Raw genomic sequence first — 17861 nt, forward strand, 5'->3', positions numbered from 1 at the left:
ATCCCTGAACTCGCCCAACCCGCGCGAAGCGTGCTTAGATGGATCGATGGCGGCGCTCAACGAACCAGATGGAAAGTGCCGCAGGGGAGTTGCGATGATCCGCAAGACCAAGCGCAAATATGGTTGCCCGGTCGAGTTCTCGATCGATCAGCTCAGCGGCAAATGGAAGACCGTGATCCTGAGCCGGCTGAAGGTCCGCCCGATGCGCTATGGCGAACTGCGCCACGACATCCCGCAGCTCAGCGACAAGGTGTTGACCGAGCGGCTGCGCGATCTCTGCAATTCAGGCTTCGTCAAGCAGGAGCGCGGCGGCGGCGCCTCGCGCTATTGCCTGACCAAACGCGGCGAGATGCTGAAGCCGATGCTGCAGGCCCTCTACGATTGGGGGCAGGCGAATGCCGACACGTTCGGTGTCCGCTTCCTCAACGTGGAGGCGGAGTAGGGGAGGGCGTAATTTCGGAATATTGGAAGTGTGCCCCTGAGTTGCCCGACGTGTCAAGTCGCTTGATCGAGCGCGGCCACCGCCAGCTCCTTTGCATGGGGTTGTTCCTCGATATTTGACCGCTGCCCTGCGACGGTTCCATAACCTTCGCGCGGAACCAGCCTGGAGAGTGGATTTCCGGCCGGAACCATCAGCGAGGAAAGCTCGTTGTCGCGGGATGTTGGGGGTAATCAACACAAGGAATGCTCATGCGCATCCGTATCTCTACGGCATCCATCATCGTTGCCGCGCTCTCGCTTGGGGCGCCTGCCTGGGCGCAAGTGCAGGGAACGCAGCCGAACACGCCGTCGCAGGCCCAGTCTGAGCAGCCCGCCACGATCAAGACCATACAGGTCGTGGACGTGAAGGAACTGAAGCCCGAAGTCCGGTCACGGGTCGAGGCCGTCATCGCAAAGGCAAGCGAAGAGGATCTGAAGAGCCTGCGGGGTTCGATCGACGCGTCCACGGAGGCGACTTCCGCGCTGAAGGCGAAGGGACTGAGCTCGGCACAGGTTGTCGCGGTCAATCTCAGCAACGGCATTCTCACGCTCTTCACCAAGCTGGCGTGAGCGCAAGATAGCTCCAAGGTAGCCGAAGAAATTCCGACTCAATGACAAGAGCCCGCCGGTTCAAACCCGGCGGGTTTAATCCACCGCCTTCGCCGCCGCGCGCCCTGCATTGCGGCCCGAGAACAGGCAGCCGCCGAGGAATGTTCCCTCCAGCGAGCGATAGCCGTGCACGCCGCCGCCGCCGAAGCCGGCGGCTTCGCCGGCCGCGTAGAGCCCGCGGATGATCTGGTGATCCCTGCCGAACACGCGTGAATCCAGGTCGGTCTCGAAGCCGCCGAGCGTCTTGCGGGTCAGGATGTTGAGCTTCACCGCGATCAGCGGGCCGTGCTCGGGATCGAGGATGCGATGCGGCTTCGCGGTCCGGATCAGCCGGTCGCCGATATAGCGCCGCGCATTGTGCAGGTTCATCACCTGCGCATCCTTGACGTAGGGATTGATGATCTCGCGATCGCGCGCTTCGATCTGCGCCTTGATGGCGTCGAGCTGCAACAGATCATTGCCGGCGAGCTTGTTCATGGCACTGATGAGATCGGCGAGATTGTCGCGCACGATGAAGTCGGCGCCGTGCTGCTTGAAGGCCTCGACCGGCGCGGGCGCGCCCTTGTTGGTGGCGCGCTTGATCGTCATGCGCCAGCTTTTTCCGGTGAGGTCGGGGTTCTGCTCCGAGCCCGACAGCGCGAATTCCTTCTTGATGATGCTCTGGGTCAGGATGAACCACGAATAGTCGTAGCCGGTGCCCATGATGTAATGCAGTTGCCCGAGCGTGTCGGAGCCCGGGAACAGCGGCGCCGGCAATCGCTTGCCCGTGGCGTCGAACCACATCGACGATGGCCCCGGCAGAATCCGGATGCCGTGACGCGGCCAGATCGGGTTCCAGTTCTGGATGCCCTCGACATAGTGCCACATGCGATCGCGGTTGATCAGCCGGCCGCCTGCTTGCTCGGTGATCCCGATCATGCGGCCGTCGACATGTTCGGGTACGCCGGAGATCATGAAGTTCGGCGGCGCGCCGAGCCGCGTCGGCCAGTTCTGCCGCACCAGATCATGATTGCCGCCGATGCCGCCGGAGGCGACGATGATCGCCTGCGCGCGCAGGGAAAAATCGCCGACCACGTTGCGCGACGAACTCTTGCCGCGCTCGACCGACGTCGGTTCCAGGACCGCGCCGCTGACGCCGTCGACCGCGCCGTTGGTCACGCTGAGCGCATCGACGCGATGGCGGAACTTGAAGATGATCCGTCCGCTGTTCGCAGCGTCGCGCGCGCGACGCTCGAACGGCTCGACGATGCCGGGACCGGTGCCCCAGGTGACGTGGAAGCGCGGCACCGAATTGCCATGGCCCATCGCGTCGTAGCCGCCGCGTTCGGCCCAGCCGACCACCGGGAAGATGCGGTGGCCCATCGCGCGCAGCCAGTCGCGCTTCTCGCCCGCCGCGAACGCGACATAGGCTTTGGCCCATCTGCGCGGCCAATGATCCTCCTCGCGATCGAAACCGGCGGTGCCGATCCAGTCCTGCAACGCGAGGTCGGCAGAGTCCTTGATGCCGAGCCGGCGCTGTTCCGGCGAATCGACCAGGAACAATCCGCCAAACGACCAGAACGCCTGGCCGCCGATGCTCTGTTCCCCTTCCTGGTCGAGCACGATGACGCGCTTGCCCGCATCGGCGATCTCGGTTGCGGCAACCAGACCGGCAAGCCCGGCGCCGACCACGATCACATCTGCATCGTCAGCCATGTTTGATTCCCCCATCCCGCCGTGAATCAAGACCACGTCGTTGTGCGCGGTCAACGCCAAATGGACCTTGCCTGTGGCGGCGAGGCACCAAATAATTGCGGCAAGCTGTTCCAGTTTGGGACCTTTCCACGCGCCAGTGCAGCGTGCGCGCAACACCCAATTTGAATTTGTTTTGACCGGCTTCGCTCGTCTGGACAAAAATCCGTCGCCGCAACACGCTCACGATTGTCGTGCATCACAGACCAAACAGATTCGGTTTCGACTGGGGCTGGCCAAAATGAAGTTGCTGACGGGGTTGCTCGCTGCGGTTCTCCTGCTGGCGGGAATGGGGGCGTCTCACGCAGTGGTCAGGATCGCCGACGATCGCGGCGGCAAGATCGGCGTCTATGTCGACAAATATCAGGACCTGCGCACCTCGGGTGAGACCGTGATCATCGACGGGCTGTGCGCCTCGGCCTGCACCATCGTGCTCGGCAAGGTTCCTCACGACCGGATTTGCGTGACCTCGCATGCCAGCCTCGGCTTCCATGCCGCCTGGGATTACGGTGATGACGGCCGTCCGGTGCCCAATCCCGAAGCCACCCATATGCTGTACCTGATGTATCCGCCGGCGGTGCGCAAATGGATCACGGGTCGCGGCGGTCTGACCCGGCGCATGATCTTCCTGCAAGGCAAGCAACTGCAGGCGCTGTACAAGCCGTGCTACCTCAACGCCCAGGCCTCGGCCAAGGGCGAGCATTGAGGCGCAGCCGACCCCGGCATGACGGGATAAGCGCCGGAAATCGCCTCGCACTCATTTGACGGCCTGCGACCGCCATTGCGCTTGCTGCCTGCCGGAACCGGGCTTATCTCAACCGCATGGTTCAGCCGATCTCCACCCGACCCGAGCTCGTCGCGGCTCCGCAGGGCCGGGTGGCGTCTGCGATCCTGTGGGGCGCTGCCGGCATCGGCGGATTGGCCTTGCTTGCCGCCGCCGCGCTCTGGTTCCACTACGGGACCGCGGTATTTTTCGAAATGATCACGGCCGGCATCGCCGCCTGCTTCTGACAAGGACGCTCTCGCATCATGCCCCGGACCACGCGCCCATTGGTGATCTTTGCTGCCTTCGCCGGCAGTCTGGCGGTCGGCCTGTTCCTTATGCTGTGGGCGGTCGGCGGCCTGCGCACCGTCGCCGCGCCGGCCGCGATCGGCGGCCCGTTCCAACTCACCGACCAGTCTGGGCAGACCGTCACCGACAAGAACCTCCAGGGCAAGCCGACGCTGATCTTCTTCGGCTTCACCCATTGCCCGGACATCTGCCCGACCTCGCTGTTCGAGATTTCCGAGGTGCTGAAGGCGATGGGCAAGGATGCCGACCGCGTGAATGCTTATTTCGTCTCGGTCGACCCGGAGCGCGACACCGCCTCGGCGATGAAGGATTACCTGTCGAGCTTCGATCCACACCTCAAGGGCCTGACCGGCGACCCGGCAGCGATCGCCAAGGTGCTGTCGAGCTACCGTGTCTACGCCAAGAAGGTGCCGCTCAAGGATGGCGACTACACGATGGACCACACCGCGCTGATCTATCTGATGGACCGCGACGGTCATTTCGTCGCGCCGTTCAATCTGAAACGGACGCCGGAAGAGGCGGCGGCTGATCTCAAACGGTATCTCTGATCGCTTTTTCCGGTTCAGAATTAACCCATTCGGCGCTCGCTTCACGCGCCGGATGGTCTATAAGCCGTTCAATTTCCTGATATTGCCGGTTATGCCCAATCTGTCTGCCCAGCCATGTGCCGTCCGCTCGCGCCAGTCTCGCCTGGCCGCGGGATTGCTGGCCGCCGCCGTGCTGGCCATGGGGGGGCCCGCGGCCGGGCAGACGCCTCCGGCACAGGCCCCGGCGGCGAAGAGCGCGCCGGCTCCGGCCGCCAAGGCGGCCCCTGCACAGCCGGCACCCGCGCCGCCGCCGGCAGCAGCGGCTCCGTCGCCGCCAACCCAGCCACCCAAAGCCACCGAGGCCGCGCCCCAGGCGGTGCCCGGCTTCTGGGATCCGCGGCGCAGGCCCGACCGGCCCGACCTGTCGCGCCTCACCGTGATCCGCTTCCTGACCGAGACCGATTATCCGCCGTTCAACTTCACTGGCCCTGATGGCAATCCGGCCGGCTTCAACGTCGACCTGGCGCGTGCGCTGTGCGACGAGATCAAGGTCACCTGCACCATCCAGATGCGCCGCTTCGAGACCCTGATCGATGCGCTCGCCACCAACCGGGGCGACGCCATCATCGCCTCGATGGCGGTGACGCCGCAGCTGCGCACCAAGGTCGATTTCACCGATCCTTATTACCGCGCGCCGGCGCGCTTCGTGTCGCGCCGTGACAACGTGATGCCGGAAATCCGTCCCGAATATCTCGAGGGCAAGAAGGTCGGCGTGATCGCCGGCACCTCGCACGAGGCCTATCTCAAGGCGATGTTCACCGACGCCGAGATCCATTCGTACCCGGATAACGATGCGCTGCGTGCGGCACTGCGCCGCGGCGAGGTCGATTTCATCTTCGGCGATGCGATCTCTCTGGCGTTCTGGATCAACGGCACCGATTCCGCCGAATGCTGCGCGTTCTCCGGCGGCCCTTTCGTCGAGAGCCGTTATTTCGGCGAGGGCGTCGGCATCGCCGTGCGCAAGGGCAACGATCTGCTGCGGCAGTCGTTGAACTGGGCGCTGTTCCGGATCTGGGAAAAAGGCCGCTTCACCGATCTGTGGCTGCGCTATTTCTCGATCAGCCCGTTTTAGCTCCGTCATTCCGGGGCGATGCGTAGCATCGAACCCGGAATCTCGAGATTCCGGGTCTGGTGCTGACGCACCATCCCGGAATAACGACAAGCTTCCCGTCGTTTTGCATTTTGCCGCGAAAGCGTTAGTTTTCGCGGCCTTTTTGGAGAAAGCCCGAGGAATGTCCGTGATCGATCCTTCTGCCAGCCCGAGCGACCTGCGGGCGCTCGCCGAACAATCCAACGCCTGGCCATTCGAGCAGGCGAAAGCGATTGTGGCGCGGCTGAAGAAAAATCCCAAGGACGAGGTGCTGTTCGAGACCGGCTACGGCCCCTCGGGCCTGCCGCATATCGGCACCTTCGGCGAGGTCGCGCGCACCACGATGGTGCGCCACGCCTTCCGCGTGCTCACCGAAGATAAGATCAAGACCCGCCTGCTGGCCTTCTCCGACGATATGGACGGCCTGCGCAAGGTGCCGGACAATGTGCCGAACAGGGAGTTGCTCGAGCAGCATCTCGGCAAGCCCTTGACCAAGGTGCCCGATCCGTTCGGCACCCATCCGAGCTTCGGCCAGCACAACAATGCGCGGCTGCGCGCCTTCCTCGACCAGTTCGGCTTCGACTACGAATTCGCGAGTTCGACCGAGTATTACACCTCCGGCCGGTTCGACGCCGCGCTGCTGCGCATGCTGGAGCGGATCGAGAAGGTGATGGCGATCATGCTGCCGTCGCTGCGCGAGGAGCGCGCCGCGAGCTACTCGCCGTTCCTGCCGATCTGTCCGCGCACCGGCCTCGTGCTCTACGTGCCGGTGACCGCGCATGACGCCAAGGCCGGCACGATCTCCTATGAAGACCCCGACACCAAGGAGAGCGTCACCGTTCCCGTCACCGGCGGCCGCTGCAAGCTGCAATGGAAGCCGGACTGGGCGATGCGCTGGTATGCGCTCGGTGTCGACTATGAAATGGCCGGCAAGGACCTGATCGATTCGGTGAAGCTGTCGGGCAAGATCTGCGCGGCGCTCGGCGGCACACCGCCGGAAGGCTTCAACTACGAACTGTTCCTCGACGAGAAGGGCCAGAAGATCTCGAAGTCGAAGGGCAACGGCCTGACCATCGACGAATGGCTGCGCTACGCCTCGCCGGAATCGCTGTCGCTGTTCATGTATCGCGAGCCCAAGGCGGCGAAGCGACTCTATTTCGACGTCATCCCGCGCAACGTCGACGACTACCAGCAGTTCCTCGACGGCTTCACGCGCCAGGAGGCGCGGCAGCAGCTGCAAAATCCGGTCTGGCACATCCATTCCGGCAAGCCGCCGCAGGCCGACATGCCCGTCACCTTCCAGCTGCTGCTGACGCTGGTGTCGTCGTCGAATGCGGAGAATGCCGAGACGCTGTGGGGCTTCATCGGCCGCTATCGTCCGGGTGTGACGCCGCAGACCCATCCGAAGCTCGATGCGATGGTCGGCTACGCCATCAACTACTATCGCGACTTCGTGGCGCCGACCAAGCAGTTCCGCGAGCCGACCGACGGCGAACGCGCCGCGCTGCAGGATCTGCGCGATGCGCTCGCCAACATGCCGGCTGAGGCGACCGCGGAAGACATCCAGAACGTGGTCTACGAGATCGGCCGCCGCGAGCCGTTCCTCGACTTGGTCAAGAAGGGCAAGGACGGCCGCCCCGGCGTCTCGCTCGATTGGTTCAACATGCTCTACCAGGTGCTGCTCGGCCAGGAGAAGGGCCCGCGCTTCGGCTCCTTCGTCGCGGTCTACGGCGTGCAGAACGCGGTCAACATGATCGACGGCGCATTGGCACGGTCGTCGTAATTTGAAGGATGTGTAGCCCGGATGAAGCGAAGCGAAATCCGGGGGATCATCATCAGCGGCCTCGGTGCCCCGGATTGCGCGGAGCCTGTCATCGGGCGCGCGTTCGCGCGACCCGTTGGCTCCATCCGGGCTACGAGCGCACACTGCGGCGTAGCGCCGCAAAACCAGATGGCAGTCCTGCCGCAATTTCAGCCGAGGCTGTTGCCGGATTGCGCTACAGTCGGCCCCATAAAATCAGCACGGCCTCCGCCAAGGGGCCGGCACAGATGGGAGCATGCGCATGCAGTTCAGGGTTTCACCGACATCGCTGCAGGACAGTTCGAGCGCCGAGGAATGGCAGGCGCGGGTCGATCTCGCGGCGGCGCATCGGCTCGCCTACATCCACGGCTTTTCCGAAGGCATCTTCAACCATCTCACCTTCGTGGTTCCCGGCCGCACCGACCGCTACTACCAGATTCCGTTCGGCATGCACTGGTCGGAGGTCACCGCGTCGTCGTTCATGGAGGTCGGCATCGACGATGCCGAGGTGAAGCGCGGCGAGGGTGAGGTCGAGCGCTCATGCTTCTGTATCCATGCGCCGATCCACAAGGCGCTGCCGCAGGCCAAGGCGGTGTTCCACACCCATATGCCGTATGCCAGCGCGCTGACCCGGCTCGAGGATCCGCGGATCAAGGAGATCGGCCAGACCGAGGTCGGGCTGTCGGAGGCGATCGCCTATGACGATCTCTACACCGGACCTGCGCTCGACCCCGAGGAAGGCGCACGGCTCGCCAAGGTGATCGGCAACAAGACCATTTTGTTCATGGCCAATCACGGCATCTCGACCGTCGGCGAGACCGTCGCCGACGCCTATGACCGGCTCTATTACATCGAGCGCGCCGCGCAGGTGCAAATCTACGCGATGTGGACCCAGCAGCCGCTCAAGCAGTTGCCGCAGCATGTGGTGGAGAAGACCAAGCGCGATTTCCGCGACGACCATCTCTACAGCGGCCCATCCCCGGCGCAGCGGCATTTCGATGCGCTGAAGCGCATGCTGGATCGCAAGGAGCCGGACTACGCGACGTAGACTACGCAGCGCAATCTCCGCCGTCGTCCCTGCGAACGCCGAGACGAGAAATCAAACAGCGAGGTGTCATCACCCGCGAAAGCGGGTGCTCCAGTATTCCAGAGGCGGCTGTGCTTGAGTCGAGAAGCCGCGGCGTACTGGATCGCCCGGTCGAGTGTTTAGACCGGACAGATCACTGACAGGTGTTCGGAGACATAGCTGACACGTCAAAATTGGCTGGATTGGTCGATTCGGGAGCCGTCCATGCCGTGGAGCGAGGTGTCAGTGATGGATCAGCGACGAGAGTTTGTGCGGCTTGCTCTGCAGGAAGGCGCGAACCGGCGAGAGCTGTGCCGGCGCTTTGGGATCAGTCCTGATGTCGGCTACAAGTGGCTGAGGCGGTGGCATGCCGGCGATCGGGAACTGGCCAATCAGTCCCGTCGACCGAAGACGATGCCCAAGCGCAGTGCGATCGCGCTGGAGGCGCAGGTGGTGGCGGTCCGCGACAAGCATCCGGCCTGGGGAGCGCGCAAGATCGCCCATTGCCTGAAGCGGGACGGGCAAGCTGTGCCAGTGGCCTCCACGGTGCATCGGATCCTGTGCCGACATGAGCGGATCAAGCCGAGTGAGAAGGCACCGCCCGGTCCGCCAGGCCATCGCTTTGAGAAGGAGGCTCCCAATCAGCTGTGGCAGATGGACTTCAAGGGCCACATGCCTCTCGGCAACGGGACGCGGTGCCATCCGCTGACCATGGTGGACGATCACTCGCGCTATGCTCTGTGCCTGAAGGCATGTGCCAATGAGCAGCGCCCCAACGTGCAGAAGCATCTGACCGATACCTTTCGCCGCTATGGCCTACCGGACGTCTTTTACATCGACAACGGCTCGCCCTGGGGCGATACGTCCGGCGCTCGCTGGACCGCGCTGAAGGTCTGGCTGCTCAAGCTCGGCATCCATGTGGTGCATGCCAGGCCGTGTCACCCGCAGGGCCGCGGCAAGAACGAGCGCTTCCATCGCAGTTTGAAAGCGGAAGTGTTTGCCCTGCGCTCGTTCCGCACTTTGCCGGAAGTCCAGCGTGCCCTGGATAGCTGGCGCACACTCTACAATTTGGAGCGGCCTCACGAGGCGCTCGGCATGGCTGTCCCAGCCGACCGCTACCGGCCGAGTTCTCGCGCCATGCCGAACCGTGTTCCGAAGGTCGAATACGATACCGGAGAGATCGTTCGCATCGTCTCCTCGACACGGAGCTACGTCGCCTTCCGGGGGCAGATGTGGAAAGTCCCGCAAGCCTTCTGCGGCGAGCCTCTTGCGATCAGACCGCTCAACCGCGACGGCAACTACGGAATCTTCTTCGCCAGCTGGCAGGTCGCATCAATCGACTTGACCAATGGCAGACCTGTCAGTGATGTGTCGGAACAGGCGTCAGCCATGTCTCCGGTCTAAACATCGAGCCGGGCGATGACAGTTTTGTCTGGGGACGCAGCTGCGCTTGCCCGGGACGACACCGTTGTTGTGTTGACCGCTACTGGCTCGCCCACACCACGCGCGCGATCCACGTGACCTCTTCAGCATCGAGCATGCGGTCGGGGTGCTCCGGGTTGAGCGAGGCGAGTTCCAGCACCTTGCCGGTGCGGCGCTTCAATTCCTTCACCATCACCTCGCCGCCGCTGGTGCGCACCACCACGCGATCGCCGCGGCGGATCGCGGTCGCGGGTGACACCACGATGATGTCGCCTTCGCGATAGGCGGGCTTCATCGAATCGCCCTCGATTTCCAGCGCATAGGCGTGCTCGTCTGAGGTCCCCGGCAGCGCCACTTCATCCCAGCCTTTGCCGGCGGGAAAGCCTGAGTCGTCGAAATAGCCGCCGGCGCCGGCCTGGGCGAAGCCGATCAGCGGCACCGACTGAGCGCCGCGCGCGCCATCGCCGAGCAGCTGCACGAAGGTCTCCATGCTGGCATTGCTCGCGGCCAGCGCCTTGGACAGCGATTCGGTCGACGGCCAGCGCTCGCGCCCGTCGCCGGTCACGCGCTTGGACTTGTTGAAGGTGGTGGGATCAAGACCGGACTGCTTGGCGAGGCCGGATGGTGACAGGCCGGCACGCTCGGCAAGCCGGTCGAGCGCGGCCCAGACCTGAGCGTGGGTCAGCGGTCGGGCGGCTTTGGACTGTTTGGCCATCGAGAACATCCCGGAAGGTAGGAATTATTGCCTGAAACTTCGATTTTCGCAAATCTGCCGGCGGATGTGTCCCGACACCGCTTGAGTTGCGCGGCCACCGCCGATACGGTCCCTCGCTCGCCAGATGGCGATTGGGGCCTTTCCCCGCAAATCCGGATAAACCCCCAAAAGACTCAAGGACAAAAGGGAAGGCCGGGCCGTGCCTATGATCTACAAAATCACCCCCGCTTCGGCTTGGCGCGAGGCCGAGCGGCAGGGCGTGTACCGGGGCAGTGCGGACGACAAACGCGACGGCTTCATCCATTTTTCGACCGCCGCCCAGGTGGCCGAAACCGCACGCAAGCACTATCACGGGCAAACCGGCCTGTTCCTGGTCGTGGTCGATGCCGATGCGCTCGGCGACGCCCTCCGCTGGGAGCGGTCGCGCAATGACGAATTGTTCCCGCATCTCTACGGCGAACTCGATCTCGGCGCGGTCACCGAAATCCTCGACCTGCGCGCGCGCTCCGACGGCGGCCACGACGTTCCGGAGCTCAAGCCGTGATCCGTGCCTTTGATGCCTTCTCGCTGCCGCTGCTGCGCCTGTTCGATGCCGAAGATGCCCATCGCATGGCGATCCAGGGCCTGAAGCTGCTGCCGCCGTTCCGGCAGCGGGCGGATGATCCCCAGCTCGCGGTGCGTGCCTTCGGGCTGAATTTTCCGAATCCGATCGGCATGGCGGCGGGCTTCGACAAGAGCGCGGAAGTGCCCGACGCGCTGCTGCGGCTCGGTTTCGGCTTTGTCGAGATCGGCTCGGTGACGCCGAAGCCGCAAGCCGGCAATCCGCGGCCGCGGCTGTTCCGCCTCGAGCGCGACGAGGCCGTCATCAACCGCATGGGCTTCAATAATGACGGTGCGGACGCCGTGCTGCGCCGGCTCGCCGCGCGCGGTGGCGCCGCAGGGATCGTCGGGGTCAATGTCGGGGCCAACAAGGATTCGACGGACCGCGTCGCGGACTATGTGCAGCTGATCGAGACCTTTGCCCCGGTCGCGAGCTATTTCACCGTCAACGTCTCCTCGCCCAACACGCCGGGCCTGCGCAATCTGCAGCAATCGGCGGCGCTCGACGATCTGCTGGCGCGGGTGATCGACACCCGCGAGCGCGTGCGCAAGAACGCCGGCGATTCGCCGGTGCTGCTGAAGATCGCGCCGGACCTGAGCCTCGCCGAGCTCGACGATGTCGTGCACATCGCGCGCTCGCGGCGGGTCGACGGCATGATCGTCGCCAACACCACGCTGGCGCGTCCCTCGACCTTGCGCGAGGAGAACCGCGCCAAGGAGCAGGGCGGCCTGTCGGGCCGTCCGCTGTTCCGGCTGTCGACGCGGATGGTGGCCGAGACCTATGTCCGCGTCGAAGGCGCGTTTCCGCTGGTCGGCGTCGGCGGCATCGATTCTGGCGGCGCGGCGCTGACGAAAATTCGCGCCGGCGCCAGCCTGATCCAGCTGTATTCTTCGCTGGTCTACAAGGGCATCGGCCTGGTCGACGACATCAAGCGCGATCTGTCCTCGACCTTGCTGCGGACCGGGCGTGACTCTCTGTCGGAAATCGTCGGTGCCGATGCGGCGACCATCACGGCCGAAGATTGGCCGGTGAGGTAGTTGCCCGTAGCCCGGATGGAGCCAACGGGTCGCGCGAACGCGCGCCCGATGACAGGCTCCGCGCAATCCGGGATAGCCTCACCGCGGACACAGACCCCGGATTTCGCTTCGCTGCATCCGGGCTACAGAGCTACACGATCTTGAACGACTTCCGCAGCATCGCCGGATAGCGCAGGCCTTGCAGGCCGCCGCGGGCGACGTAGAAGCCGAGCAGCGCGATCCACAGCCCGGTGTTGCCGTAGCTGCTAAGCATCCACCAGGTGGCGAGGAAGATCGCGAGCGAGGCCAGCATCAGATTGCGCATCTCGCGGGCCCAGGTCGCGCCGACATAGATGCCGTCGAAGCCGAAGGCGAACACGCCGGGCAAGGGCGCCAGGATCACGAACGGCAGGAAGTCGCGCGCTGAGCTGCGCACGTCGTCGCTGGTCGTCATCAAATTGATCAGCGCCGGCCCGAACAGCGCGAACAGCACCGAGACAGCCAGCGCAAAGCCGATGCCCCACAGCAGCACCAGCCGGGTCGAATCGGCGAAGCCTCGTCCGTCGCGGGCGCCGAAGGCGCGGCCGCACAGCTGCTGCGCGGCATTGGCGAGGCCGTCGAGGAAGAAGGCACTCACCAGCAGGAAATTGTTCAGCACCGAATTCGCCGCCAGCGTGACGTCGCCCTCGCGCGCGCCCTTGGCAGTGAAGAACAGGAACACGACGATCAGCGCCGCGGTGCGGACCATGATGTCGCGATTGACGGCCAGCATCCGCATCAGCTTGGCGCGATCGAACAGCATGGCCGCGGGAACCGCGAAGCCGCCTTGCGAGATCCGCCACGCCACGACGATGCCGACAACGAAACCGGTCGTCTCGGCGAGCACGGCCGCGATCGCGGCGCCGGCAATGCCGGCGCCATAGGTTTGCACCAACAGCACGGTAGCGATCATGTTGATGAGGTTGATCACGATCTGCAGCGCCAGCGCCAGATTGGCGCGGGCCTGGCCGACCAGCCAGCCCAGGATGACGTAATTGGCCAGCGCCAGCGGCGCCGACCAGATCCGGATCATGAAATAGGATTTCGCCGCGCGGGTGACGCCCTCGCTGCCGCCCATCAGCTGGAAGATGATTGCGGCCAGCGGAACCTGCAGCGTGATCAGCGCCGCGCCGATCAGCCCGGCGACGATGAACCCCCGGACCAGGATCGCGGCATATTCCTGCGGCTCGCCGGCGCCTTGCGCCTGTGCGGTGAAGGCCAGCGTGCTCATGCGCAGGAAGGCGAACAGCCAGAACAGGCAATCGAAGATCACCGAGGCCATTGCCACGCCGCCGAGCAGCGCGGCGTCGTCGAGGCGACCGATCGCGGTGGTCGAGACGATGCCGATCAGCGGCGTGGTCAGGTTCGCGACCATCGCGGGACCGGCGATGGCAAACACCTGGCGGGTCGTGATCTCTTGGTGAACCGGGGCGTGCATGGCTACAAGTGTGATGAATGTACGCTTCTATCGCGTCATCCGCCGCGCGACCATGCTGGAAATGTTCTCAGAGCAATGCGGTGGCGAAGTGGCTGGACGGCCTATCCTGCAATTGCGCGGTCACAATATCACGACCATGCCGTCGCTCGCCGCTGTGTAGGGCAGGCCGTCGATGCGGCCGAGCATGTCGTCGCTCATATGGGTCAGCACCACGCGTTTCGCGTTGATGGCCGGCAGATGCGCATCCAGCGTTGTCAGGCTGAGATGGTTCTTGACCATTTTGTCGTGGGTATAGGCTTCAGCGATGAAGAGGTCGGCGTTTTGCGCCGCCGGGATCAGCGTGTCGGTCCATTCGGTATCGGCGCTTTAACTGATCACGCGGCCTTCCGCTTCGATGCGATAGGCCAGGAATGGCCCACCGGATTCGCCGTGCAGCACGGGAAACGGCGTCACGGTCATCTCGCCGAAGCTGCGCGGCTCCTGCGGCGCGAGCGTGACGACCGACAGATCGAAGCGCTGTCTGGTCCTGGAGGAATGCTCGAACATCACCTCCATCACCTGGGGTAGCTTGGTTTCGATGCCTTCGGGACCTGCGATCACCAGCGGCCTCGTGCGGCGGGAGAATTGCGCGTCGAGCAGGAAGAACGGCAGGCCGGCAAAATGATCGCCGTGGAAATGCGTGATCAGGATCAGGTCGATGGCGTCGCGGTCGATCTCGAGCCGCTTCAGCGCGGGAAGCGACGAGGCGCCGCAATCGATCAGGAAATTGGCGCGCTCGCCGCTGACATGGAAGCAGGTGTTGAAGCGGCCGCCGGAGCCGAACGCATCGCCGCAGCCGACAAATCGCAATTGCATCGGCTGCGAACCCTCGCTTATCAGCGGCCGCGCGGCGCGCCGAACAGCCGCGACAGCAGCCAGATCGGGATCACGATCACGGCGCCGAGCAGGAAGTAGCGCCAGGCCCAGTTGATCGCGTCGAAGCCGAGATCCCAGAGGCTCTGGAACAGCCTGCGGATGCTGTAGAGGATGTTCCAGGGGTCGAGCCCGATCGCGGCGAGCACGACGCCGACCAGGATCGAGAGCAGGATCAGCCGGAATGCCACCGACAGCGGCGAGCCGCCGAGAAAGCGGTACAGGCCGTCGCTCTGGCCGCCGGCCGGCAAGTCCCTGATGTTGTCTGGCATCGCTCTCTCCTGGCGGAATCGCCCGCATTATAGGTCACGGCGGTGCACATGGGAAACCCGCGGGGCGCGATCAATGGCTGCCATCCGGCTTGCGGGTTTAACTTCCTGTCATGGAGATTAACATCCGTTCAAGTGTCTCCAGTCGGTCGGCGTCGCGTGGGGGCTTGTCCCAGCGCAGCCGGCTGATGCGGGGAAAACGCATCGCGACGCCGGATTTGTGCCGCGGCGAGCGCTGCAGGCCCTCGAAGGCGACCTCCAGCACCAGCCCCTGATCCGGCTCGTGCACGACATGTCGCACCGGACCGAACTTCTCGGTGGTGTTGCGACGGACGAAGCGATCGATCTGCAACAGCTCCTCGTCGGTGAAGCCGAAATAGGCCTTGCCGACCGGCACCAGCTCGTCGCCGGCCTCACCGCGGGTCCAGACTCCGAACGTGTAGTCGGAATAGTAGGATGAACGTTTGCCGTGGCCGCGCTGGGCATACATCAGCACCGCGTCGATGATGTGCGGATCGCGCTTCCACTTCCACCACGGGCCCTTCGGCCGTCCGGGCAGATAGGGCGCATCGCGCCGCTTCAGCATCACGCCCTCGACCGCGTCGGCGTCGTTGCCGGCGCCCGCACTCTTCGGATCGGCACGCGCCGCGGCCAGCTCTTCCCAGCTCGCGAACGTGACGGTCGGCGACAGATCGATGCGCGGATCGCCGAGCTTGGCGACGAAGGCTTCGAGATGCGCGCGGCGTTCGGTGAACGGCAGCTCGCGCAGATCGTTTTCGCCGTCGCCGAGCAAATCGTAGGCGCGCAAATGGATCGGGAATTCTTTGATCAGCTTCGGCGAGACTACCTTGCGATTCAATCGCTGCTGCAAGACGTTGAAGGTCTGCACGCGACCGTCGCGCAGCACCAGCAATTCGCCGTCGATCGCGCCGGGCAGATGCAGCGACGGCACCAGGTCGGGGAAGCTGCCGGTGATATCCTCGCCGGTGCGCGAATAGAGCCGCGCCTGGATGTGGCCGCGCGCATCGCGGCCGGCGACAGCCTGCACACGGATGCCGTCCCACTTCCACTCCGCGCTGAACTCGGCGGGGTCGAGATTGGCGAAATCACTGTCCTCGATCGCATGCGCCAGCATCACCGGTCGAAACGGGGTCGGGTCGCTGTTAACCGGCTTGTCGCCGCGGCCTTCGAGCCAGGCGAACAGGTCGAGATAGGGCGGCGACAGACCGGGCCACATCAGCTCGATCTCGTGCGGGTCCTTGTCGCCAAGTGCGGCCGCCGCGGTCTTCGCCAGCCGCGCCGAGATCCCGATCCGCATCGCGCCGGTGACGAGCTTCAAGAGCGCCCAACGTCCGGTCTCGTCGAGCTCATCCAGCCAGCGCGCCAGCTGCGCCGGCAGCTCCGCCTTGCCGAGCGTGCGCAGCGTGGTGACGACCTCGGTCAGTGTCGGCGGAGGCGGATTGTTGTGCGTGCGAGGAGTCTCACTGCCATCTCGCCCGCGGTACCCCTCTCCCCAGCCCTCCCCCCTTGCGGGGGAGGGTCGGGGAGAGGGGTGGCCCAGGAAAGGCTCGGCGTAACTTGCTCCAGCCTTCGGCCACATCAGCGCGACGGTCTCGGAGAGATCGCCGACATAGTCATAGGAATAGCCGAACAGCACCGGGTCGGCGCGCTCGGTGATCAGGTCGCGGATCAGGCCCGGCTTGGCGTGCTTGAACGACAGCGCGCCGGTCAGGGCCGCCAGCGCATAGCCGCGGTCGGGGTCCTCGGTTGCGCGGAAATAGCCGACCAGCAGCTTGATCTTGTTGTTGCGGCCCGGCTCGTAGGCGAGGCGGTCGAGCAGCTCGGCAAAGCGGTTCATGTGTTCGCCTCGCCGTCGGACTGAACCTCGCCGGTGATCGCTGCCGTCTCGCCCTCGTCCTCGTCGCCATAGCCGACCAGATCGAGCGGCTGCGCGGCAAGGCCCTTGCTCTTGCACCAATGCACGAGCGCGTCTTCCTGGCCGTGGGTGACCCAGATCTCGCGGGCGCCGGTCGCGGCGATCGTCGCCGTCAGGCCATCCCAATCGGCATGATCCGAGATCACCAGCGGCAGCTCGATGCCGCCCTGCCGGGCGCGGGCGCGCACGCGCATCCAGCCTGAGGCAAAGGCGGTGACCGGATCGGGAAAGCGCCGCGTCCAGACATCCGATGTCGCGCTCGGCGGCGCCAGCGTGATGGTGCCGGCGAGATCGGCCTTCTTCATGCCGCGCACCGGCCGGAGCTCGCCGAGTGGAATGCCGCGCCCCTGATAGTAATAGGTGATCTTCTCCATCGCGCCATGCAGATAGATCGGAGCGTCGTAGCCGGCCTCGCGTAGCAGCGCGATCACGCGCTGCGCCTTGCCGAGCGAATAGGCGCCGACCAGATGCGCGCGCTCCGGAAACAGTTTTGCGGACGCCAGCAGCTTGTTCACTTCGCCGGCGGCATCGCCATGGCGGAACACCGGCAATCCAAACGTCGCCTCCGTGATGAAGATGTCGCAAGGCACCAGCTCGAACGGCGCGCAGGTCGGGTCGCGCGCGTCCTTGTAGTCGCCGGAGGCAACGATCCGGGTATCCTTGCAGGTGACCGAGATCTGGGCCGAGCCGAGGACGTGCCCGGCGGGATGAAACGACACCGTGACGTCGCCGAGCCTGATCTCTTCGCCATAGGCGACCGCCTGCACTGAGCCGGCGAAATTCTCGCCGTAGCGCAGCCGCATCATGTCGAGGGTTTCCTGGGTCGCGAGCACGGCGCCGTGGCCGGGGCGCGCATGGTCGGAATGGCCATGCGTGATCAGGGCCCGCTCGACCGGCCTGACAGGATCGATGTGGAAGCCGCCGGGCTTGCAGCAAAGCCCGGCCGGGACGGGCATCAGGATGTCTTGCGGGCGCATGCCGGACATATAGGCATTGATTCCGCGATATCTAATCGTCATGCGCGGGCTTGACCGGTGCATCCATCTCCGGGAAAAGTCCGTGCTTTCGTAAAAGAAG

At 64.7% G+C, this 17861-nt stretch carries 17 protein-coding genes and 1 pseudogene; 11 read left to right on the forward strand and 7 right to left on the reverse strand.

Annotated features, from left to right (window positions below; all coding sequences use genetic code 11):
- Positions 1 to 94 precede the first annotated feature (94 nt).
- Positions 95 to 442 (forward strand): winged helix-turn-helix transcriptional regulator, encoded by a 348-nt coding sequence (locus tag ACVW17_RS11375; RefSeq protein WP_456751970.1) that lies wholly within the window; start codon positions 95 to 97, stop codon positions 440 to 442.
- Between the two features lie 248 nt (positions 443 to 690).
- Positions 691 to 1050 carry a hypothetical protein gene (locus tag ACVW17_RS11380; protein WP_456751971.1) on the forward strand — a complete coding sequence of 120 codons (360 nt, stop codon included), beginning with the start codon at positions 691 to 693 and terminating at the stop codon, positions 1048 to 1050.
- 75 nt (positions 1051 to 1125) lie between these two features.
- On the opposite strand, the gene ACVW17_RS11385 is transcribed toward ACVW17_RS11380, so the two are convergent.
- Complete coding sequence (locus ACVW17_RS11385) at positions 1126 to 2784, reverse strand: FAD-binding dehydrogenase (protein WP_456751972.1); 1659 nt, start codon at positions 2782 to 2784, stop codon at positions 1126 to 1128.
- A gap of 277 nt (positions 2785 to 3061) precedes the next feature.
- Here ACVW17_RS11385 and ACVW17_RS11390 point away from each other — a divergent pair, with 277 nt between their 5' ends.
- The 7 genes from ACVW17_RS11390 (at position 3062) to ACVW17_RS11420 (ending at position 9840) form a co-directional block, all read left to right on the forward strand.
- Positions 3062 to 3526: a hypothetical protein gene (locus tag ACVW17_RS11390; protein WP_456751973.1), complete on the forward strand. Its 465-nt coding sequence runs from the start codon at positions 3062 to 3064 to the stop codon at positions 3524 to 3526.
- A gap of 116 nt (positions 3527 to 3642) precedes the next feature.
- A complete protein-coding gene (locus ACVW17_RS11395) occupies positions 3643 to 3831 on the forward strand; it encodes a hypothetical protein (RefSeq protein WP_456751974.1) in 189 nt (62 codons plus the stop codon).
- A gap of 18 nt (positions 3832 to 3849) precedes the next feature.
- On the forward strand, positions 3850 to 4440 hold the full coding sequence (locus tag ACVW17_RS11400; protein WP_456751975.1) for an SCO family protein: 591 nt from the start codon (positions 3850 to 3852) through the stop codon (positions 4438 to 4440).
- 178 nt (positions 4441 to 4618) lie between these two features.
- Positions 4619 to 5551 (forward strand): transporter substrate-binding domain-containing protein, encoded by a 933-nt coding sequence (locus ACVW17_RS11405; protein WP_456756398.1) that lies wholly within the window; start codon positions 4619 to 4621, stop codon positions 5549 to 5551.
- 160 nt (positions 5552 to 5711) lie between these two features.
- Positions 5712 to 7352 (forward strand): lysine--tRNA ligase, encoded by a 1641-nt coding sequence (locus ACVW17_RS11410; RefSeq protein WP_456751976.1) that lies wholly within the window; start codon positions 5712 to 5714, stop codon positions 7350 to 7352.
- 280 nt (positions 7353 to 7632) lie between these two features.
- Positions 7633 to 8418, forward strand: coding sequence for a class II aldolase/adducin family protein (locus ACVW17_RS11415; RefSeq protein WP_456751977.1), 786 nt, complete (start codon positions 7633 to 7635; stop codon positions 8416 to 8418).
- 243 nt (positions 8419 to 8661) lie between these two features.
- Positions 8662 to 9840: an IS481 family transposase gene (locus ACVW17_RS11420; RefSeq protein WP_456751978.1), complete on the forward strand. Its 1179-nt coding sequence runs from the start codon at positions 8662 to 8664 to the stop codon at positions 9838 to 9840.
- Between the two features lie 79 nt (positions 9841 to 9919).
- Here the strand turns inward: ACVW17_RS11420 and ACVW17_RS11425 are convergent, their stop codons facing one another.
- Positions 9920 to 10573 carry a S24 family peptidase gene (locus ACVW17_RS11425; RefSeq protein WP_456751979.1) on the reverse strand — a complete coding sequence of 218 codons (654 nt, stop codon included), beginning with the start codon at positions 10571 to 10573 and terminating at the stop codon, positions 9920 to 9922.
- A gap of 199 nt (positions 10574 to 10772) precedes the next feature.
- On the opposite strand from ACVW17_RS11425, the gene ACVW17_RS11430 reads away from it, so the two are divergent.
- Positions 10773 to 11117: a DUF952 domain-containing protein gene (locus ACVW17_RS11430; RefSeq protein ID WP_456751980.1), complete on the forward strand. Its 345-nt coding sequence runs from the start codon at positions 10773 to 10775 to the stop codon at positions 11115 to 11117.
- Positions 11114 to 12211 carry a quinone-dependent dihydroorotate dehydrogenase gene (locus ACVW17_RS11435; protein ID WP_456751981.1) on the forward strand — a complete coding sequence of 366 codons (1098 nt, stop codon included), beginning with the start codon at positions 11114 to 11116 and terminating at the stop codon, positions 12209 to 12211. Before ACVW17_RS11430 ends, ACVW17_RS11435 begins: the two co-directional genes overlap by 4 nt.
- 130 nt (positions 12212 to 12341) lie before the next feature.
- Here the strand turns inward: ACVW17_RS11435 and ACVW17_RS11440 are convergent, their stop codons facing one another.
- From ACVW17_RS11440 to ACVW17_RS11460, 5 genes and pseudogenes are all read right to left on the reverse strand, one after another.
- The gene (locus tag ACVW17_RS11440; protein ID WP_456751982.1) at positions 12342 to 13667 is read right to left on the reverse strand and encodes an MATE family efflux transporter; all 1326 of its coding nucleotides are present in this window, start codon (positions 13665 to 13667) and stop codon (positions 12342 to 12344) included.
- A gap of 120 nt (positions 13668 to 13787) precedes the next feature.
- Positions 13788 to 14522: pseudogene (locus ACVW17_RS11445) on the reverse strand (MBL fold metallo-hydrolase).
- A 20-nt stretch (positions 14523 to 14542) separates the two neighbouring features.
- Complete coding sequence (locus tag ACVW17_RS11450; RefSeq protein ID WP_456751984.1) at positions 14543 to 14851, reverse strand: DUF6460 domain-containing protein; 309 nt, start codon at positions 14849 to 14851, stop codon at positions 14543 to 14545.
- 97 nt (positions 14852 to 14948) lie between these two features.
- Positions 14949 to 16706 (reverse strand): cisplatin damage response ATP-dependent DNA ligase, encoded by a 1758-nt coding sequence (locus ACVW17_RS11455; RefSeq protein ID WP_456751985.1) that lies wholly within the window; start codon positions 16704 to 16706, stop codon positions 14949 to 14951.
- Positions 16703 to 17761, reverse strand: a complete 1059-nt coding sequence (locus tag ACVW17_RS11460; RefSeq protein ID WP_456756399.1) for a ligase-associated DNA damage response exonuclease — start codon at positions 17759 to 17761, stop codon at positions 16703 to 16705. The genes ACVW17_RS11455 and ACVW17_RS11460 overlap by 4 nt, the downstream gene beginning before the upstream one ends.
- Positions 17762 to 17861 lie beyond the last annotated feature (100 nt).

The organism is Bradyrhizobium sp. USDA 4473 (assembly GCF_054063335.1).